The sequence below is a fragment of the Candidatus Schekmanbacteria bacterium RIFCSPLOWO2_02_FULL_38_14 genome, assembly GCA_001790855.1.
In the GTDB taxonomy this organism is placed as follows: domain Bacteria; phylum Schekmanbacteria; class GWA2-38-11; order GWA2-38-11; family GWA2-38-11; genus 2-02-FULL-38-14-A.
Map to the genome: position 1 here is coordinate 39206 of MGDH01000010.1, position 15951 is coordinate 55156.

Annotated in this window: 14 protein-coding genes and 2 pseudogenes (2 of these 16 only partly in view); 7 read left to right on the forward strand and 9 right to left on the reverse strand. The window is 40.4% G+C overall.

The window, feature by feature from the left end; genetic code table 11:
• Positions 1-8 (forward strand): annotated as a pseudogene (locus A3H37_10900) (hypothetical protein) (it extends 829 nt beyond the left edge of the window).
• On the opposite strand, the pseudogene A3H37_10905 reads toward A3H37_10900, so the two are convergent.
• The 3 genes and pseudogenes from A3H37_10905 to A3H37_10915 form a co-directional block, all read right to left on the reverse strand.
• A pseudogene (locus A3H37_10905) lies at positions 1-781 on the reverse strand (hypothetical protein); it reaches 56 nt to the left of the window's first position. The pseudogenes A3H37_10900 and A3H37_10905 sit on opposite strands and share 64 nt — an antisense overlap.
• A gap of 184 nt (positions 782-965) precedes the next feature.
• Positions 966-2774: a GTP-binding protein TypA gene (locus A3H37_10910; GenBank protein OGL50979.1), complete on the reverse strand. Its 1809-nt coding sequence runs from the start codon at positions 2772-2774 to the stop codon at positions 966-968.
• Between the two features lie 472 nt (positions 2775-3246).
• A complete protein-coding gene (locus A3H37_10915; GenBank protein ID OGL50980.1) occupies positions 3247-4968 on the reverse strand; it encodes a YgiQ family radical SAM protein in 1722 nt (573 codons plus the stop codon).
• A gap of 247 nt (positions 4969-5215) precedes the next feature.
• On the opposite strand from A3H37_10915, the gene A3H37_10920 reads away from it, so the two are divergent.
• Positions 5216-6745 (forward strand): hypothetical protein, encoded by a 1530-nt coding sequence (locus A3H37_10920; protein OGL50981.1) that lies wholly within the window; start codon positions 5216-5218, stop codon positions 6743-6745.
• 148 nt (positions 6746-6893) lie between these two features.
• Positions 6894-8240, forward strand: a complete 1347-nt coding sequence (locus tag A3H37_10925) for a hypothetical protein (GenBank protein OGL50982.1) — start codon at positions 6894-6896, stop codon at positions 8238-8240.
• A 21-nt stretch (positions 8241-8261) separates the two neighbouring features.
• Here the strand turns inward: A3H37_10925 and A3H37_10930 are convergent, their stop codons facing one another.
• Complete coding sequence (locus A3H37_10930) at positions 8262-9314, reverse strand: 3-deoxy-7-phosphoheptulonate synthase (GenBank protein ID OGL50983.1); 1053 nt, start codon at positions 9312-9314, stop codon at positions 8262-8264.
• An 81-nt stretch (positions 9315-9395) separates the two neighbouring features.
• Positions 9396-9647: a hypothetical protein gene (locus A3H37_10935; GenBank protein ID OGL50984.1), complete on the reverse strand. Its 252-nt coding sequence runs from the start codon at positions 9645-9647 to the stop codon at positions 9396-9398.
• Positions 9648-10073: 426 nt separating this feature from the next.
• Between A3H37_10935 and A3H37_10940 the strand changes: the two genes are divergently transcribed.
• Positions 10074-10955 (forward strand): hypothetical protein, encoded by an 882-nt coding sequence (locus tag A3H37_10940; protein ID OGL50985.1) that lies wholly within the window; start codon positions 10074-10076, stop codon positions 10953-10955.
• A 96-nt stretch (positions 10956-11051) separates the two neighbouring features.
• On the opposite strand, the gene A3H37_10945 is transcribed toward A3H37_10940, so the two are convergent.
• From A3H37_10945 to A3H37_10960, 4 genes are all read right to left on the reverse strand, one after another.
• A complete protein-coding gene (locus A3H37_10945) occupies positions 11052-11498 on the reverse strand; it encodes a hypothetical protein (protein ID OGL50986.1) in 447 nt (148 codons plus the stop codon).
• 137 nt (positions 11499-11635) lie between these two features.
• Positions 11636-12109, reverse strand: a complete 474-nt coding sequence (locus tag A3H37_10950) for a hypothetical protein (protein ID OGL50987.1) — start codon at positions 12107-12109, stop codon at positions 11636-11638.
• A 118-nt stretch (positions 12110-12227) separates the two neighbouring features.
• Complete coding sequence (locus A3H37_10955; GenBank protein OGL50988.1) at positions 12228-12737, reverse strand: hypothetical protein; 510 nt, start codon at positions 12735-12737, stop codon at positions 12228-12230.
• On the reverse strand, positions 12734-13339 hold the full coding sequence (locus A3H37_10960) for a hypothetical protein (GenBank protein OGL51044.1): 606 nt from the start codon (positions 13337-13339) through the stop codon (positions 12734-12736). The genes A3H37_10955 and A3H37_10960 overlap by 4 nt, the downstream gene beginning before the upstream one ends.
• 187 nt (positions 13340-13526) lie before the next feature.
• Here A3H37_10960 and A3H37_10965 point away from each other — a divergent pair, with 187 nt between their 5' ends.
• The 3 genes from A3H37_10965 (at position 13527) to A3H37_10975 (ending at position 15936) form a co-directional block, all read left to right on the forward strand.
• A complete protein-coding gene (locus A3H37_10965; GenBank protein ID OGL50989.1) occupies positions 13527-14129 on the forward strand; it encodes a hypothetical protein in 603 nt (200 codons plus the stop codon).
• Between the two features lie 128 nt (positions 14130-14257).
• The gene (locus A3H37_10970; protein ID OGL50990.1) at positions 14258-14863 is read left to right on the forward strand and encodes a hypothetical protein; all 606 of its coding nucleotides are present in this window, start codon (positions 14258-14260) and stop codon (positions 14861-14863) included.
• A gap of 41 nt (positions 14864-14904) precedes the next feature.
• Positions 14905-15936, forward strand: coding sequence for a hypothetical protein (locus tag A3H37_10975; protein ID OGL50991.1), 1032 nt, complete (start codon positions 14905-14907; stop codon positions 15934-15936).
• The last annotated feature ends 15 nt before the right edge of the window (positions 15937-15951 follow it).

Consider the following 15951-nt stretch of genomic DNA (forward strand, 5'->3'; position numbering starts at 1 on the left):
TTGCCTGAAACCTGTCAAGGTATATATATATAACAGGTGTTATGTAGAGAGTAATTAGCTGTGAAAAGATGAGCCCGCCAACAACTGTGAGTCCGAGCGTCTGCCGCGCCTCACCGCTTGCGCCAAAAGCAAGCGCTATCGGGAGCGTCCCCATAATGGCAGCCATTGTTGTCATCATTATTGGACGGAAACGCACAAGGCAGCCCTTATAAATCGCTTCTGCAGGAGATTTCCCTTCCCTGCGTTCAGCCTCAAGAGCAAAGTCAATCATCATAATAGCATTTTTCTTCACTATCCCCATAAGCATTATAAGCCCTACAAAGGCATAGATATTCAAATCTTTTTTAAAAATAAGAAGTGTTATCAGCCCTCCGACACCTGCTGACGGAAGTCCTGAAAGTATGGTCAGGGGATGTATGAAGCTCTCATAAAGAATCCCCAGCACAATGTATATCACAAGTATTGCCACAATCAAAAGAAGCCCCAGACCCTTTGCTGAAGATTCAAATGCCTGCGCAGTTTCCTGAAAACTTGCTGTGATTGTTTGCGGGAGGGTTTGGTCTGCAAGTCTGTGCACGCTTTCAACAGCCTTGCTCAAAGGAACTCCGGGCTTCAGGTTAAAGGAAAGAGTTACTGCAGGTATCTGGCCTAGATGATTAACTGTAAGTGGTCCCATGCCAATCCTGATGTCTACCACAGAATCAAGCTCGACGAGTTTGCCTGTAGATGAGCGTATATACAGCATTGAAAGCGCTGTGGGGTCCAACTGTTTTGCGCTCATTCAGAGCCACCTTGTAGCCTAACCTCACCGGACAATTAATGGCATATTTAAATCAAAATTTTTTTGGCGACTTAACAACTTATCCCTTCTTTGTCAAGGCAACCCATTCCATAATTTTTATTTTTATTTAACAGAAAAATTTCAGCTATTTTAATATGCCAAGTATCTCTTTCTCCTTAACTTTTTATCCTTTTATTACCTTCTTCCTCCTGCTTGGGTCCAGGGTTTTCTTCCTGATGCGGATTGAAAGGGGAGTAACTTCAACAAGCTCGTCCTCCTTGATAAATTCTATTGCCTGCTCAAGGCTCATTATGCGCGGCGGGATAAGGAGGAGGTTCTCATCAGAGCCTGCAGCCCTGATGTTTGTAAGTTTTTTTTCCTTTGTCACATTTACATCAAGGTCATTATCTCTTGAGTTCTCGCCAACAACCATTCCCTCGTACACATGAATCCCTTCTTTTATAAAAAGTATTCCTCTTGGCTGAAGGTGGAAAAGCGCGTAAGTTGTTGACCTTCCCTCCCTGTCTGCAACAAGGGCTCCTGAAAAACGTTTTGAAATCTGCCCCTGCCATGGCTCATAGCCATCAAAGATATGATTTAAGAGCCCTGTCCCTTTAGTATCTGTGAGAAACTGCGAACGGAAACCTATAAGTCCCTGTGCCGGTATTCTGAACTCAAGACGAACCCTGCCATGCCCGTTATTCTGCATCTTTATCATTCTTCCCCTGCGCATCCCGACCTGCTGCGTAACCACCCCGACAAATTCCTCAGGAACATCTATTACAAGGTTTTCCATTGGCTCGTGTAAAATGCTGTCAATCTTCTTTGTTACTGCCTCTGGCATTGAAACTGAAAGCTCATACCCTTCCCTCCTCATCATCTCAATAAGTATGGCAAGCTGCAGTTCTCCTCTGCCATAAACCTTAAAGGAATCCGTGTTGTCAAAATCAACCCTTATGGCTACATTATAAAGAAGCTCCTTTTCAAGCCTCTCTCTTAAGTTTCTTGAATTGCTGTATTTTCCTTCCTTCCCTCCAAATGGAGAGGTATTAATAGAAAAGACCATAGAGATTGTAGGCTCATCAACCTTGATTCTTGGAAGGGGTTTTGGCTTTTCCGCATCTGTTATTGTATCGCCAATGTTTATCCCTTCAAGTCCTGCAAGGGCAACAATATCTCCCATTGAGGCATCATTTATCTCAACCCGTTCAAGTCCTTTAAACCCGGAAAGAGATGTTATTTTTGTTTTAACAACTCCTCCATTGTTGCCTGCCATTGCTACAAGGTCTCCGACCCTTATAGAGCCTGAAAATATTCTTCCTATTCCAAGCCTGCCAACATAGTCGTTATAATCAATATTTGTAACAAGCAGCTGAAGCAACCCCTTTTCATCACCTTCAGGGAGAGGGATTGTTTTTAAAATCTGCTCAAAAAGGACTTTCAAATCTTTTGAGTCTTCATCAAGAGAGAGCTTTGCTATTCCCAGTTTTGCGTTTGTGTAAACTATCGGGAATTCAAGCTGCTCTTCTGTGGCATCAAGGTCAATAAAAAGGTCATATATTTCATTAAGCACATCCTGAATCCTTGCGTCAGGCCTGTCTATTTTATTTATGACAAGGATTGGAGGAAGGTTCTGCTCAAGGGCTTTTTTGAGGACAAACCTTGTCTGTGGGAGGGGTCCTTCTGATGCGTCAACAAGCAGGAGCACGCCATCAACCATTTTGAGCGTACGTTCAACTTCCCCGCCAAAATCAGCATGGCCCGGAGTATCCACAATATTTATCTTCACGCCCATATATTCAACGGCTGTGTTCTTTGCCATTATAGTGATGCCGCGCTCTCTCTCAATGTCTATATTGTCCATCACCCGCTCCTGTACCTTTTCATTGGAGCGGAATATCCCTGACTGCCTGAGCATCCAGTCGACAAGGGTTGTTTTGCCGTGGTCAACATGGGCAATAATAGCTATGTTCCTTAAATCTTCACGTTTCATATTAATACCTTTCTGTCTCCTTTCAGTTAATCAGTTAGGATGTGTATAATACATCTTTACTGATTTATTGCAAATTTAATCCATTCTAACCACTTTATCAGGCAGGGCTGGCTCTAAACTGTAATAAAGAACCCCGCCTAAAGGCGGGGCTTTTGAATTTATTTTGTTCGTTTGTCATCCCGTGAAACTTGTCCTCGACTGCGATCGGGGAACTGGAATCCATGGTTCGACTCTTCGGCAAGGCTCAGAGCTCACCATGCATCCTGAGCTTGTCGAAGGACTGGATTCCTGCTTACGCCTGCCTGCCGGCAGGCAGGCAGAAATCGTTACGAGCCATTGGCGCTCACAGAGGCACATGAAAATAGTCAGGCGGGACGCCTGTCCGATGGAATTTTCGGATCAATGATATACAAGAAAAGCAACTTTTCCTCCCCGTCTAAAGACGGGGTATTCAAATTATATTTTAATAAAATTACCTCCTTCGCATTTTCTCAAGTATCATTCTCTGTTCCCTGCGTTCACCTGCCTTGCGAGGAACATAAACCGGATTGAGTGTGTTGCGGTCAATCCCTGTAACATACATGGCAGTAGAAAGTGTGCCCGGGGTTGGTGTAAAATCCTGAAAGAACCGCACAGAAAATCCCATTCTTTTTATCTTCTCTGCAAGAGCCTCCATATCCTTAAGAGTACACCCCGGATGGGCAGATATGAAGTAGGGAGAAAAATATATCTTCTTGCCCTGTTTTAAAGCTATCTCCCTGCATTTTTTCAGAAACTGGGAAAGAATCTCTGAGCCTTGTTTATGCATCAGCCGCAAAACCCCTGCCTCAGTATGCTCAGGCGCTATCTTCATCACTCCGGGAATATGTTTGTCCAGTAATCTTGCTAATAGCCTTGGTGTACGCAGAAGCAGTTCCATCTGAAGTCCTGACGATACAAAAACATGTTTTACTCCCTTGACTCTTGAAATCTTTTCCAGCAATCCTACAAAGGCATTCTCATCCATTCTGAGATAATTACAGACCCTTGGATAGAGGCAATCGTGCTTAATACAGGAAGATGAGTTTCTGCATGACGTTCCGTAAAGGTTTGCTGTGGGACCTCCAAGGTCGTTTATTGTTCCCTTAAAATCAGGCATCATGGTAATATTTTTTACTTCTTCAAGAACAGATTCATGGCTGCGGCTTATTATCAAAGGACCCTGATGTCGTGCTATGGCACAAAAGGAACAATTCCCGGAACACCCCCTTACTATGGTTACAGAATGTCGTATCATTCTGTAAGCCGGCACATCCCCTGACTCAGGATGCGGAGCGCGGGCAAAAGGGAGGCAGTAAAGGGAATCAAGCTCTGCTGCTTTAAGCGGTTCTGCGGGCTTGTTCTGCAGCACCCACATAGCCTGCTGGCTCTGGAGTACCGGAACCTGTGAAAGGGCTCTGGCATGCCTGTCCACATCAAGCTCTGCATCCATAAATTTTCTTACATCTTTCTGTATATCCTGCCATGAAGGCAATACAAGGGGCGGCTTCTCAAAACCCCTTTCCTTCATCTCCTTATCGCTTATCCTTTCACATGTTCCGGCTATGCCACTCAAGCCTCTGCCCTGTTCAAGCCTGCCTGCTATCTCAAGCACTGTCCGCTCGCCCATGCCGTATACAAGAAGGTCTGCCTTGGAATCGGTCAGGACAGAGGCGCGCAGTTTTTCCTGCTGAAAGTCATAGTGGACAAATCTCCGCAGCGATGCCTCAAGCCCGCCAAGAACAACCGAAATATTTTTGTATGCAGCCCTTGCAAGAATTGAGTAAGAGATAGATGCCCTGTCAGGCTTGCGCCTTGAAGTCTTGCTTTGCTCCTTCCCAAAATATGGATTTCCCTGCGGTGAATAGTCATCAAAATCCCTGACCTTTGCATTTCCTGTGTAGTTAGAGACTATTGAATCCACATTCCCCGCTGTGATTCCAAAAAAGAGACGGGGCTTTCCAAATCTCCTGAAGTCATCAGGGTTGTGATAACGTGGCTGGCTGAGTATTGCCACGCGGTATCCATGTGCCTCAAGCCACCTTCCTATAAGTGCTACTCCAAATGATGGATGGTCAACATAGGCATCGCCGGTAATCAGAACCACATCAACATAGTCCCAGCCCCTTTCAAGCATCTCTTTTTTCGTAGCCGGAAGAAATGCAGAACTGCTCATTAATAAACCTTTTTTGAAAATACTGTTTCCTGTTTTGCCAGAAAAGAAATCTTCTCTTTATGGTTTTCTTTTATCTTAATATCTTAAATTTAAGAATTGACAAGCATTTAAATCCCCGCGCCTTTATCTCCCATTAAACTCTTTTTACTTTTCTTTCTTGACACTGCCAAAAAAGGCATATAAAGATTTATAAAAATCTTTTTTCAATTAAATCACACAAATAAAATCTATTTAAAAAGAGGAGCGGATGCTTTCCCGGGTACTAAGCTGCGCCACAATCGGGATTGATGCATATATTGTCGAAGTTGAAGTAGACATTGCCCTCGGGCTTCCAACCTTCTCAACTGTCGGGCTTCCTGATGCTGCTGTAAAGGAGAGCAAGGACAGGGTAAAGGCAGCAATAGTCAATACCGGTTTTGAGTTTCCTGTAAGAAGAATAACAGTCAACCTCGCCCCTGCTGACATTAAGAAAGAGGGACCTATCTTTGACCTTCCAATTGCAATAGGAATAATTGCCGCACAGGGCTTAATTGATGAAGGTGTCCTTAAAGACTATGTAATCCTTGGTGAGCTCTCTCTTGACGGAACTATCAGGACAATCAAGGGCGCACTTCCAATGGCTGTTGCAGCGCGGGATTCCGGAAAAAAAGGGATTATCCTGCCAAAAGAAAACTGCGATGAGGCAGCAGTTGTAAATGGAGTAAAAGTATATCCTATTTCCTCACTTCCGGAAGCAGTAGAATTTTTAAATGGAAGGCTTGAACTCTTGCCTGTGAAGATAGATTTAGAAAAAATCTTTGAAAACAACTCGAGACACAGGACCGACTTTACTGATGTTAAGGGACAGGAGCACGCAAAAAGAGCCTTAGAGGTTGCAGCCGCAGGAGGGCACAACATCATAATGATAGGCTCTCCTGGCTCAGGAAAAACAATGCTTGCAAAACGCCTGCCAACAATCCTTCCTGATATGACCTTTGAAGAAGCAATTGAGACAACAAAGATCCATTCTGTAGTGGGACTGCTTGAAAAAAGCCAGGCAATGGTTGGAACAAGACCATTCCGTTCCCCACACCACACGATTTCAGATGCAGGGCTGATAGGCGGAGGTGCAATTCCAATGCCCGGTGAAGTAAGCCTATCGCACAACGGGGTGCTGTTTCTTGATGAGTTGCCTGAATTTAAGAGAAATGTCCTTGAGGTAATGCGCCAGCCTTTAGAGGACGGCAGAGTTACAATCTCAAGGGCATCTGCATCACTCACATTTCCGGCGCGCTTTATGCTTGCTGCTGCTATGAACCCCTGCCCCTGCGGTTTTAAATTTGATACAAAGAAAGAATGTACCTGCTCACCGGGGCAGATTCACAAATATCACGCTAAAATATCAGGACCGCTTCTTGACCGCATTGACATCCACATAGAGATACCGGCTTTAAAATATAAAGAGCTTTCCTCAGATTCAGCAGGCGAGCCGTCAAAAGTAATCCGTGGAAGAATTAACTCTGCAAGAAAGGTCCAGCAGGAGCGTTTCAAAGGGGACGGGATTTTCTGCAATGCCCACATGTCGCCTAAGCAGATAAAAAAATTCTGTGCCATTGATGAAGCAGGGCAAAAGCTCCTTGAAACAGCAATCAACAGATTCGCCCTCTCAGCGCGCGCCTATGACCGCATCTTAAAGGTCTCGCGGACAATTGCGGACTTGGAAGAAACTCTCAATATTAAGCCTGAGCATCTCTCAGAGGCTATCCAGTACAGAAGTTTGGACAGGGGAACGGGATGAAAGCCATACAAACATATCTGTTAATGCTGGGTGCATTAAAAGGCTGTCATCTTACAATTGTGCTTATTAACTTAAGATATTTTAATTCGAAATTAATTTAATTTTAATTTTTATAAGATAATATTTTTACAATAACTCCATCTCTATTATGAACAGCGATAACAAGTTTAATAAATTAAAGATGTTATTTGTTCAGCCATCCCATCTGAAAGAGGATGGGACTGTGTGGAAAAGTAAATTGCCCTGGCTCCCAAGGCTTGCTTTGCCTCAACTTGCAGCAATTACTCCTGATGACTTTGAAACAACTATTGTAGATGAATATATTGAAGATATTGACTTTAACGCGGATGTTGATTCTGTTGCTATAACAGCAACTACTGTGCAGGCTCCAAGGGCTTATCAGATCGCAAAAGAATTTATAAAGAGGGGCAAAAAAACTATAATGGGAGGTATACACGCCTCTCTGCTTCCGGAAGAATCTCAAAAGCACGTTGATAGTGTCGTCATTGGAGAAGCAGAAGGGGTATGGGAAGAGGTCTTAGCTGATCTAAAGCATAGAAATTTAAAACCTGTATATCTCAGCAGAGGGCACATGGATATAACACACATTCCTTCTCCTAAACTATCTAAACTTCCACTTCATAAATATAAGGTAGACTTCAAGCTGGTACAAACGACAAGAGGATGCCCGCATAATTGCGGGTACTGTTCAGTAACTAAATTTTTTGGAAGCACTTACAGGCACAGATCAATAGAGGATGTTGTTAGAGAGCTTGAGGAAATTGCATCTGAAGATATATTTTTTGTGGATGATAACATTGCAGCAAATCCTGAGAGGGCAAAAGCATTGTTTAAAGCTATTACTCCATTAAAAAAAAGCTGGATATCCCAATGTTGTATGCATATTGCCTATAATGAAGAACTTTTGGAACTGGCAAGAGAAAGTGGCTGTGTAAACCTGATGATAGGCTTTGAAAGTCTGTCAGAGGGAAGTTTAAAATCTGTGAATAAATCCTTTAACAAGGTAGATGATTATTTTTATGTGGCAGAAAAGCTCCACAGCAAGGGAATCAGCGTAATGGGATTGATGGTATTTGGATTTGATTATGCTGATGAAACCATTTTTGAAAAAACAGTCAAATTTATGGATGATGCAAAGATTGATTTCCCCTGTTATTGGGTATTGACTCCTTACCCTAAAACTCCTCTTTACCAGCAATTAGAATCAGAAGGAAGAATTTTTGAGAGGGACTGGTCTAAATACGACTGTACCCACGTTGTATTTAAGCCTAAACTGATGACTTCAGAAGTTTTAGAAAATGGATATTATTATGCTTGCAAAAGCTCCTATTCAGTAAATAGCATTATAAAGAGGCTTACGCCATCATCATTAAGGATGGCAAAATCCTTGATAGACGGCTTTCCCGCAAGGGCAATGGTAACATATCTTTTCAGGCAGGGCGCATTAAAGGGCTATCATCCTATGATGGGTTAGTAAAAGGAAAGACAAACTGCATTAAAGATGCGATGATACTGACCTGTATGTTTCTCTCAGCAGTTTCTCAGTATCTTCCCAGCCCATGCACTCATCAGTTACAGAAACTCCGTATTGAAGTTTTGATAAATCATTAGTAATTTTCTGGCTGCCATCAAAAAGATTGCTCTCAAGCATTACCCCGACAATGTTTTTGTTTCCAGCAATTCTCTGGGAAACAACATCATGGCAAATACTTATTTGGTTTTTGTGCTTTTTCCTGGAATTGCCGTGGGAGCAGTCAATTACCAGAGTCTGGCTGAGGTTTCTTTCTGCAAGAGAGATAATTGCATTTTCCACATTTTTAGGATCGCAATTGGGTGAATTGTTGCCTCCCCGCAAAACAAGATGTCCAAAAGGGTTCCCTTTGGTCCTGACAATAGAGACTTCGCCTCTTTCATTAACTCCAAGGAAACTGTGCGGCTGGCGGGCTGACTCAATTGCATCAATTGCAACTTTTATTTCACCACTGGTATTATTTTTAAAACCAACCGGCATTGAAAGACCGCTTGCTAATTCACGGTGGGGCTGAGATTCGACTGTCCTTGCGCCAATTGAGACCCAGCTTAAAAGGTCGCTTATATAATTTATTGTAATAGTATCAAGTGTTTCAGCAGCAGATGGCAATTCCATTTTTGCGAGAGCCAATAAAATCTCCCTTGCTTTCTCCAATCCGTATGCCATGTCGCAGGACTCATCCATACGGGGGTCATTGATAAAACCTTTCCATCCAATCGTTGTTCTTGGTTTTTCAAAATAGGTCCGCATTACAACAAAGAGAGAATCTCTCATTTCTTCCTTAAGCTCTTTAAGCCTTTGGGCATATTCCATGGCTGACTTTGGGTCATGAATGGAACAGGGACCGACTATTACCAGTAATCGCTTATCCCTTCTCTCTAAAATATTATTTATGGTTTTGCGGGCAGCAAGCACAGTCTGCTTGGCTGTAATTCCAATGGAAAACTTCTTCCTCAGCAATTGAGGCGAAGGCAAATTTTGTATGCTTTTGACCCGCAGGTTCTGAATGCGCTCCATTTACTGCTCCATATGATTTAAAATATTTAATAATAAATTTACATATTGATACCAGGATGTCAATAATCCACATAAAATCTTTTATCTGTCTTTTTTTAATCTATCAAGGTGAATGTTGCAAAACGGCCTTTCACGCCATTCCTCTTCTCTCCGCACCAGCCTTGACTGATTCCGTACTTCAATTGGTGAAACTATCCATACAGACTGAATGTCTGAATCACCGCCAAATCTTTCTCTCTCTTTTATCAGAAATTCCTTGAAAAGGGAACCGGCAATCAGGCATTTTACCGGTTTTCCTGTAATCTGATAAGAAACCTCACCAAGAGAAATCATTTTTTTCCTTTAATCAATACCAGTATCCGTTTTTAACATCCCATTAAAAATCAAATTAACCGGGCAGAACTTGCACTGGTCACCTCCCTTCCAGTAATGGCAATACATGTATGCCCATATATCAAGACGCTGAGGACCGAACATTCCCGCTTTATTTGTTCCTTTCCTTTATAAAATAAGCTCTATAAAAAAATCTTTCAATATAATTATGGTTTTTAATCTAAGATAGTTATAGATTTCTGCAATAGTATATAATCTGCTTAATTTTCTGACTAAGCCCCTACTAAAACGGACATCTAAAAATCCCCTCTTCAGCAAACAATTATTGGAAAAGTAAAGTATTTGTAAATATTTTTTATACCTATTGACAAATTAAGTAAAAAAAGTAAAAAACTTGTAATCTAATTTCTTATAGGAGGACAATGTATGGATTGGGAACCACAAGCGAAAGAAGTTGTTGATATGATACCGGTGCCGGAAATCATAAAAAATATGACTATCCTTTATGCTGAAAAGCTTGCAAGAGCAAAAAAACGTTCTAAGGTAACCATGGAAGATGTGGACAAGACAAGAGATGATTACTTTGAAATGTTAGGGGACAGCTTCAAGGAAAGAATCTGCTGCGTCCGGACAGAAGGGAAAAAAGATGATGATGTTGACCCTGAACTTGAGCTCAACAAAGGTCCCGCACTCTACAGGGTTGAGTTATGCCACCAGAGGTTTTTTGGATGTCCGCGCCAGATAATCGATGTCAAGGAAGTAGGAAAAGCAGTAAAGGAAAAACTTGAGGCAATAAAACTTACAGAGATAATTGCTGATAAGACGGATGAACCCTTTATGCCACACAATTTTTTTACTGTTTCAATCTCCTCCTGCCCTAATAACTGCACTTCTGCTGAGACAAAGGATTTTGGAATGCACGGAGTAATTGAACCAGAAGTTGACCAGGAAACATGTAACAAGTGCGGGAAATGCATTGAAGTATGCCCTGATGATGCAATCCTGTTCAAGCACGACAAACTGAAAATTAACAGACGTGCCTGTGTAATCTGCGGCGCATGTATTGAAGCCTGCCCTGTAAGCGCTATAAAGAACAAAAGACAGGGAGTTAGAGTTCTTGTCGGTGGAAGGTTTGGAAGATGGCATACAGATGCCAAAGAGCTTTTCAAGAATGAACCCCTTGGAACTGCTATGAAGGCTTTGGAAGCATCAGTTAACCTTATTAAGACTGAAGCAGGTCCTCACGAGCATCTTTATCATCTTGTCAACAGGATTGGACTTAAGCCTATTCACGACAGAATAATGTAACAGAAAAAAAATACGGAATGTTAAAGCATTCCGTATTCTCTGCTCTTTATTGAATTACCCCGTAACTTTGCTGCGGGGTAATTTATTTTTAACTTTTTAAGACGGGCTTACAATCTTATCGCAAATAAGTTTTTTCTCGCCAATGTTATAGAAAAGAACCACGATTTTGTTCTCACCTCTCTGGTCAACAACCCTGCCGAGACCAAATATTTTATGTTCTATAACATCATCAAGTTGGTAAATTCCCTGCTGGCTGTAGGGCTTTGGATTCTGTTTTGAAAGTTCTTCGTAATAGGCTTCTTCCATATACTGAGGAGCTTTCTTGTCGTCAATAGACCTTCTCCTTCTCCCCTTCTCGCTTGGGCTCTTTTCCTTTAAAAGCCTTCTGAGAAGACGGGCAGAATTTTTTCCGCATGGGTTACAGTGAATTTTAACTTTATCTGAGGATTTGGATCTTATTAAATGCTGAGTTTCAGCATCACATCTCTTGCAGTAAATTGTTATAGATCCATTCTCGACTAATTCTTCCTTTGTTACGGTCATATATAAGCTCCTCTTTATAGCTATAAGTTATAAGTGGTAAGCTTTATATTTTACTAACGACTAATGACTTATAACTTATGACTTATGACTTTTTGGTGTTGCTAACATACTGAAAGAAATAAGTCAATTTGATTTTCTTAAGGCGATTTGGTTTTTCTGTTTTTTAAAATTTCTTCAATGCTTAAAAAACTGCTCTGAGAAAAAAATATCTGTATCCCCATTATAATCATGAGGATATCTTCAAAAAACTTTTTCCATCCTGCCTTGCCTGCCATAATGCCATTCTTAAAGCAACCACAGTCAATATCAAGCCCCCTAACTATTGCTGAAAATATAGCAATCGCAAAAATTACAAGCATAAAGGAAATCAGTAAGGCAGATGCGCGTGTAAAGGCACCAAGAATTAAAAAAATCCCGCAGAAAAGTTCAAGCCATGGCATTATGATTGCCATGATATTTACAAAATAAAAGGGTAGTATCCTGTAGTTTCTTATTGAAGAAGCAAAATCAGCAGGAGAAACAATTTTATCAAAGCTTGCAATGAGAAATATCACTCCCAAGGCTAAGCGAAAGATTAAGGTTAGGTATTTATTGCTGATTAGTTTTAACATATTTTATATCAATTCTTCCGGAATCCGTATTCTGTTGTTTGTAGCCTGCACATCTTGCCCCTTAACACTACGAGTTCCAAGCTCATAACTCCGAACTAAGCAAGTCATTGACTTGCACCTACTTATCAACCGGATACCCGGCGTTATTCCATTCCTTCCACCCGCCAAAAAAAATCATGACCTTTTTATAACCAAGCTGTGCCAAGTCTATTGCAAGCCCTTCACTCGCATTACACTCAGCTCCATCACAATATGATACAAGCACAACCTTTTTTGGAATAGGAGATATGATTTCAAATTTTTTCTTTATTGGAAACGTGTAGGGAAGGTTCATTGCAGTCTTTATGTGACCTTTCCTGTATTCTTCCTCAGCACGGGCATCAAGAAATACAGCCTCTCCCTTATTATAAAGCTCATATGCCTCCTTTAATGTTATTTTTCTCAGATTCTCATTTTTATCATCCTGAGAAGAAATTGACTTGCTTTCTTTTATTATCGAAGGAGCAATTAGAGGGATTCCATTATTTGATAGGCGATTATAAGAAATTCCTGCAATTGCGCTTAAAAGAATAATTACAAAAGACTCAGATATTATTTTGCGGATGTTAATCTCAAAATCCATTTTCATTTAAAGGTAATGATTTCTTCAATTTTTTTGCGATCAGGCATTGGAGGCTGTTTTTCAGGCACTCCAAGCGGAACAAGGGCAACAAGCTCATCAGGTGCAGAAACACCAAGAATTTTTTCAAGCTCTGTCCGTGCAATCATTGGCCCGGTCATCCAGCATGTACCATATCCGAGTGCCTTAGATGCAAGAAGAATATTTTCTATTGCAGCACTCACCCCTTGAAGTCCTCCTGTGCTTTTATATCCCCTTTCAAGGCTATGAGCCTTTAATATCCTTGTAGCAGGAGATTCATAGGGTTTCATTATACAGGCAATGGTTACAGGCGCATTTTCAAAAACAGTATAAAACCTGCTGTAGTTTAAAAGCCCCCTTCTATCCTCTTCACTGTTTATCTGTTCTGCAAGCCCTTGCATCTTATTTTTTACCGCTTCTGACATGCTGTTTATAACCGCAGAAGATTTTATAACTATGAAATGCCAGTTCTGCTTGTTATTCCCCGAAGGGGCGTAAGAAGCTGCTTCTATTATTTTAAGTATATCAGAATCAGGAAGAGGTTCTTTTTTAAACTTTCTTACTGACCTTCTTGTCTTTATAATTTCCAAAAAATCTACCACAAAATCGCCCTCAGTCTTTGGCTATCATCTGTCAATTAATGATTATACCCTTGAAATAAATAATTCAAGCCATAAAACAGCATTTTTTAATATTCTGTAAATTTTAAAAACCAAGACAATAAAACTTATCAAGTAAAACAAGCTAATAAGCGAAATAAGTTTGCCTGAGGTGAATATGAAAAAAAAGGCTTTATTGACGATTCTGTTTTTACTCTTTTATCCTTTTATTTCTCAGGCTTTTTCTCCGGCTTCTTCACAGGAAAGCTATGTAGTTGAAAAAGTGATAGATGGAGATACCATTGTTTTAAACAACGGAGAACATATCCGTCTGATTGGTGTTGATACCCCTGAGCTTCACCACCCCAGAAAACCTGTCCAGTATTTTGCAAAAGAGGCAAGGGAATTCATTGTAAAAGAATGCCTTGGCAAAAAAGTGAGGATCGGATTTGACTGGCAGAGAAAAGATAAATACGACAGGACTCTCTGCTATGTTTATCTTCCTGATGGAACTTGTTTAAATAAAGAAATAATCAGGAATGGTTATGGTCACGCCTACACAAGATTTCCCTTCAGGGAGTTAAACTCCTACAGGACCATTGAAAGCGACGCAAGAAAAAATGGGAAAGGGTTATGGAGTTCTAAAGGAGATAGAACTGATTCAGAAATCAAAATCGCAAAACCAAAATCAATTCACAGGTCTTTCTCAAAGGAATATGTAAAGGGTTATTACAAAAAATATGGAACCTATGTCAGAGGATATTACAGAAAAACAAGATGATTTGCTAATCACCAATAACCCTTCAATTTTTTATTTTCAATTTGACAAATTATCAATTTTTTTCATATCTTATTTCCAACATTAATTAACTTCCGATTCCCTGATTTTAACAAAGAAAGAATTTTAAAATGAGCTTTAAAGAAAAAATCTCACTGATTTTAGCAATTACTCTATCTTTAATAACATTTTCTGTTTCATCTGAAGTTACTGATAAAGAGATATCTTCTCTTCTAAAATCTGCACAGGAATTCAAAGAAAAAAAACAGTTTGATAAAGAAGTTGAATCTTATAAAAAAGCATCTGAGCTTGACCCGAAAAATGCAGGAATCTACGTCCTTCTTGGAAATGCATATTACTATGAGATGTCAAAACTTCAGGAGGCAATGCAGGCTTTTAGCAAGGCAACATTCCTTGACCCAAAAAATATTGAAGCCCATATTGGAATAGGAAGGTATTTTGAGATTATCAATCAGTTCAAGGCAGCTTACGATGAATACAAGAAAGCCTCTGAAATAAACCCGCAGTCTCCACTTCCACATAAAAGAATGGGGTTTGTTTTAATTGATATGCAGAAATATGATGAAGCAATTAACGAGCTTAAAAAATCCCTTGAACTTGACCCAAAAGATTCTGATATCCATCTAATACTGTCCACAATCTATGCAAGTCAGGGTAATAACAATGAAGCTGAGAAAGAAATGGAAGCGTATAAGGGTTTGAAAGGAATAAAATAACAAATTCGTATTTTAATCATAAATATAAGAAAGGATTTCTAATGTCTGATTCAAAATCTTTTTCCCGTCGCATTTTTTTAAAAACCCTTTCAGCAAGTGCATTGACCTTATCATCTGTTGATGCCCTTGCAAAACTTGCTCACTCTGAAACCACTGTAATCCCTTTTGTCAGAGAAGCATGGAAAAATCAGTTTGTTAAAGATGGAAAAAACCTCCTTGTTATCGTTGAAGGAGAAGACAAGGCAAAAATGCTTGAAGCAGGAATAGAAGCACTTGGAGGAATAGAGAAGTTCGTAAAAGGAAAAGATATAGTGATAAAGCCGAACTTTGTCTCACCACAGCCTTACCCTGTAACAACTGACCCTGATTTTGCAATTGCAATTGCAAACTACTTCAAAAAAATAGGTGCAAAGAAAACAACAATCTGCGACTCTCCGGGCTCAGACCTCTATGGAGGGAAGGATAGAAAATTTGCTTTTCACAAGATGTTTGAAAAAGGTAAAAAAGCAGAAGTTGAAGTCATAGCAACAGACTGCATGAAAACAGAAGCGTTTGCTGATCAGAAAAGAAACGCATGGGAAGCAAATCCTGTAATTCCAGTCAACAAAATTTTACTGAATGTTCCTATAATTATAAATACGGCTGTCCTCAAAAAACACAGCGCAGCCTGCATGTCCTGCTCTTTAAAGAACAACTTTGGAGCAGTCCACCAGATGCTAAGAACAAATGCTCATATAAAATCCTCTCAGGGTGATGAGGGAAAAGCCTTTTATATGAAAACTATATCAGAATTTGCTGATGCTGTCAGACCTGATTTAAATATTGTTGACGCAAACTCAATCATGCTGAGAGAACACCTCATCTCCCTTGGCGGAGAAGTAAAAGCAGGGATAAGCAAACTGATTTTGGGAGGAGATATGGTTGTTATAGACGCCTACTGTGCAAAGATTCTTGAAAAATATGATCCCACCTTTTCAACAGAGATGGTCTCAGCAACGCAGGAACACGCTGAAAAGCTTGGACTTGGTGTGAGAGACTTGAGCAAGGTTAAGATAATTGAGATTACGGTTTAGGTGTTCTTTTCAAAT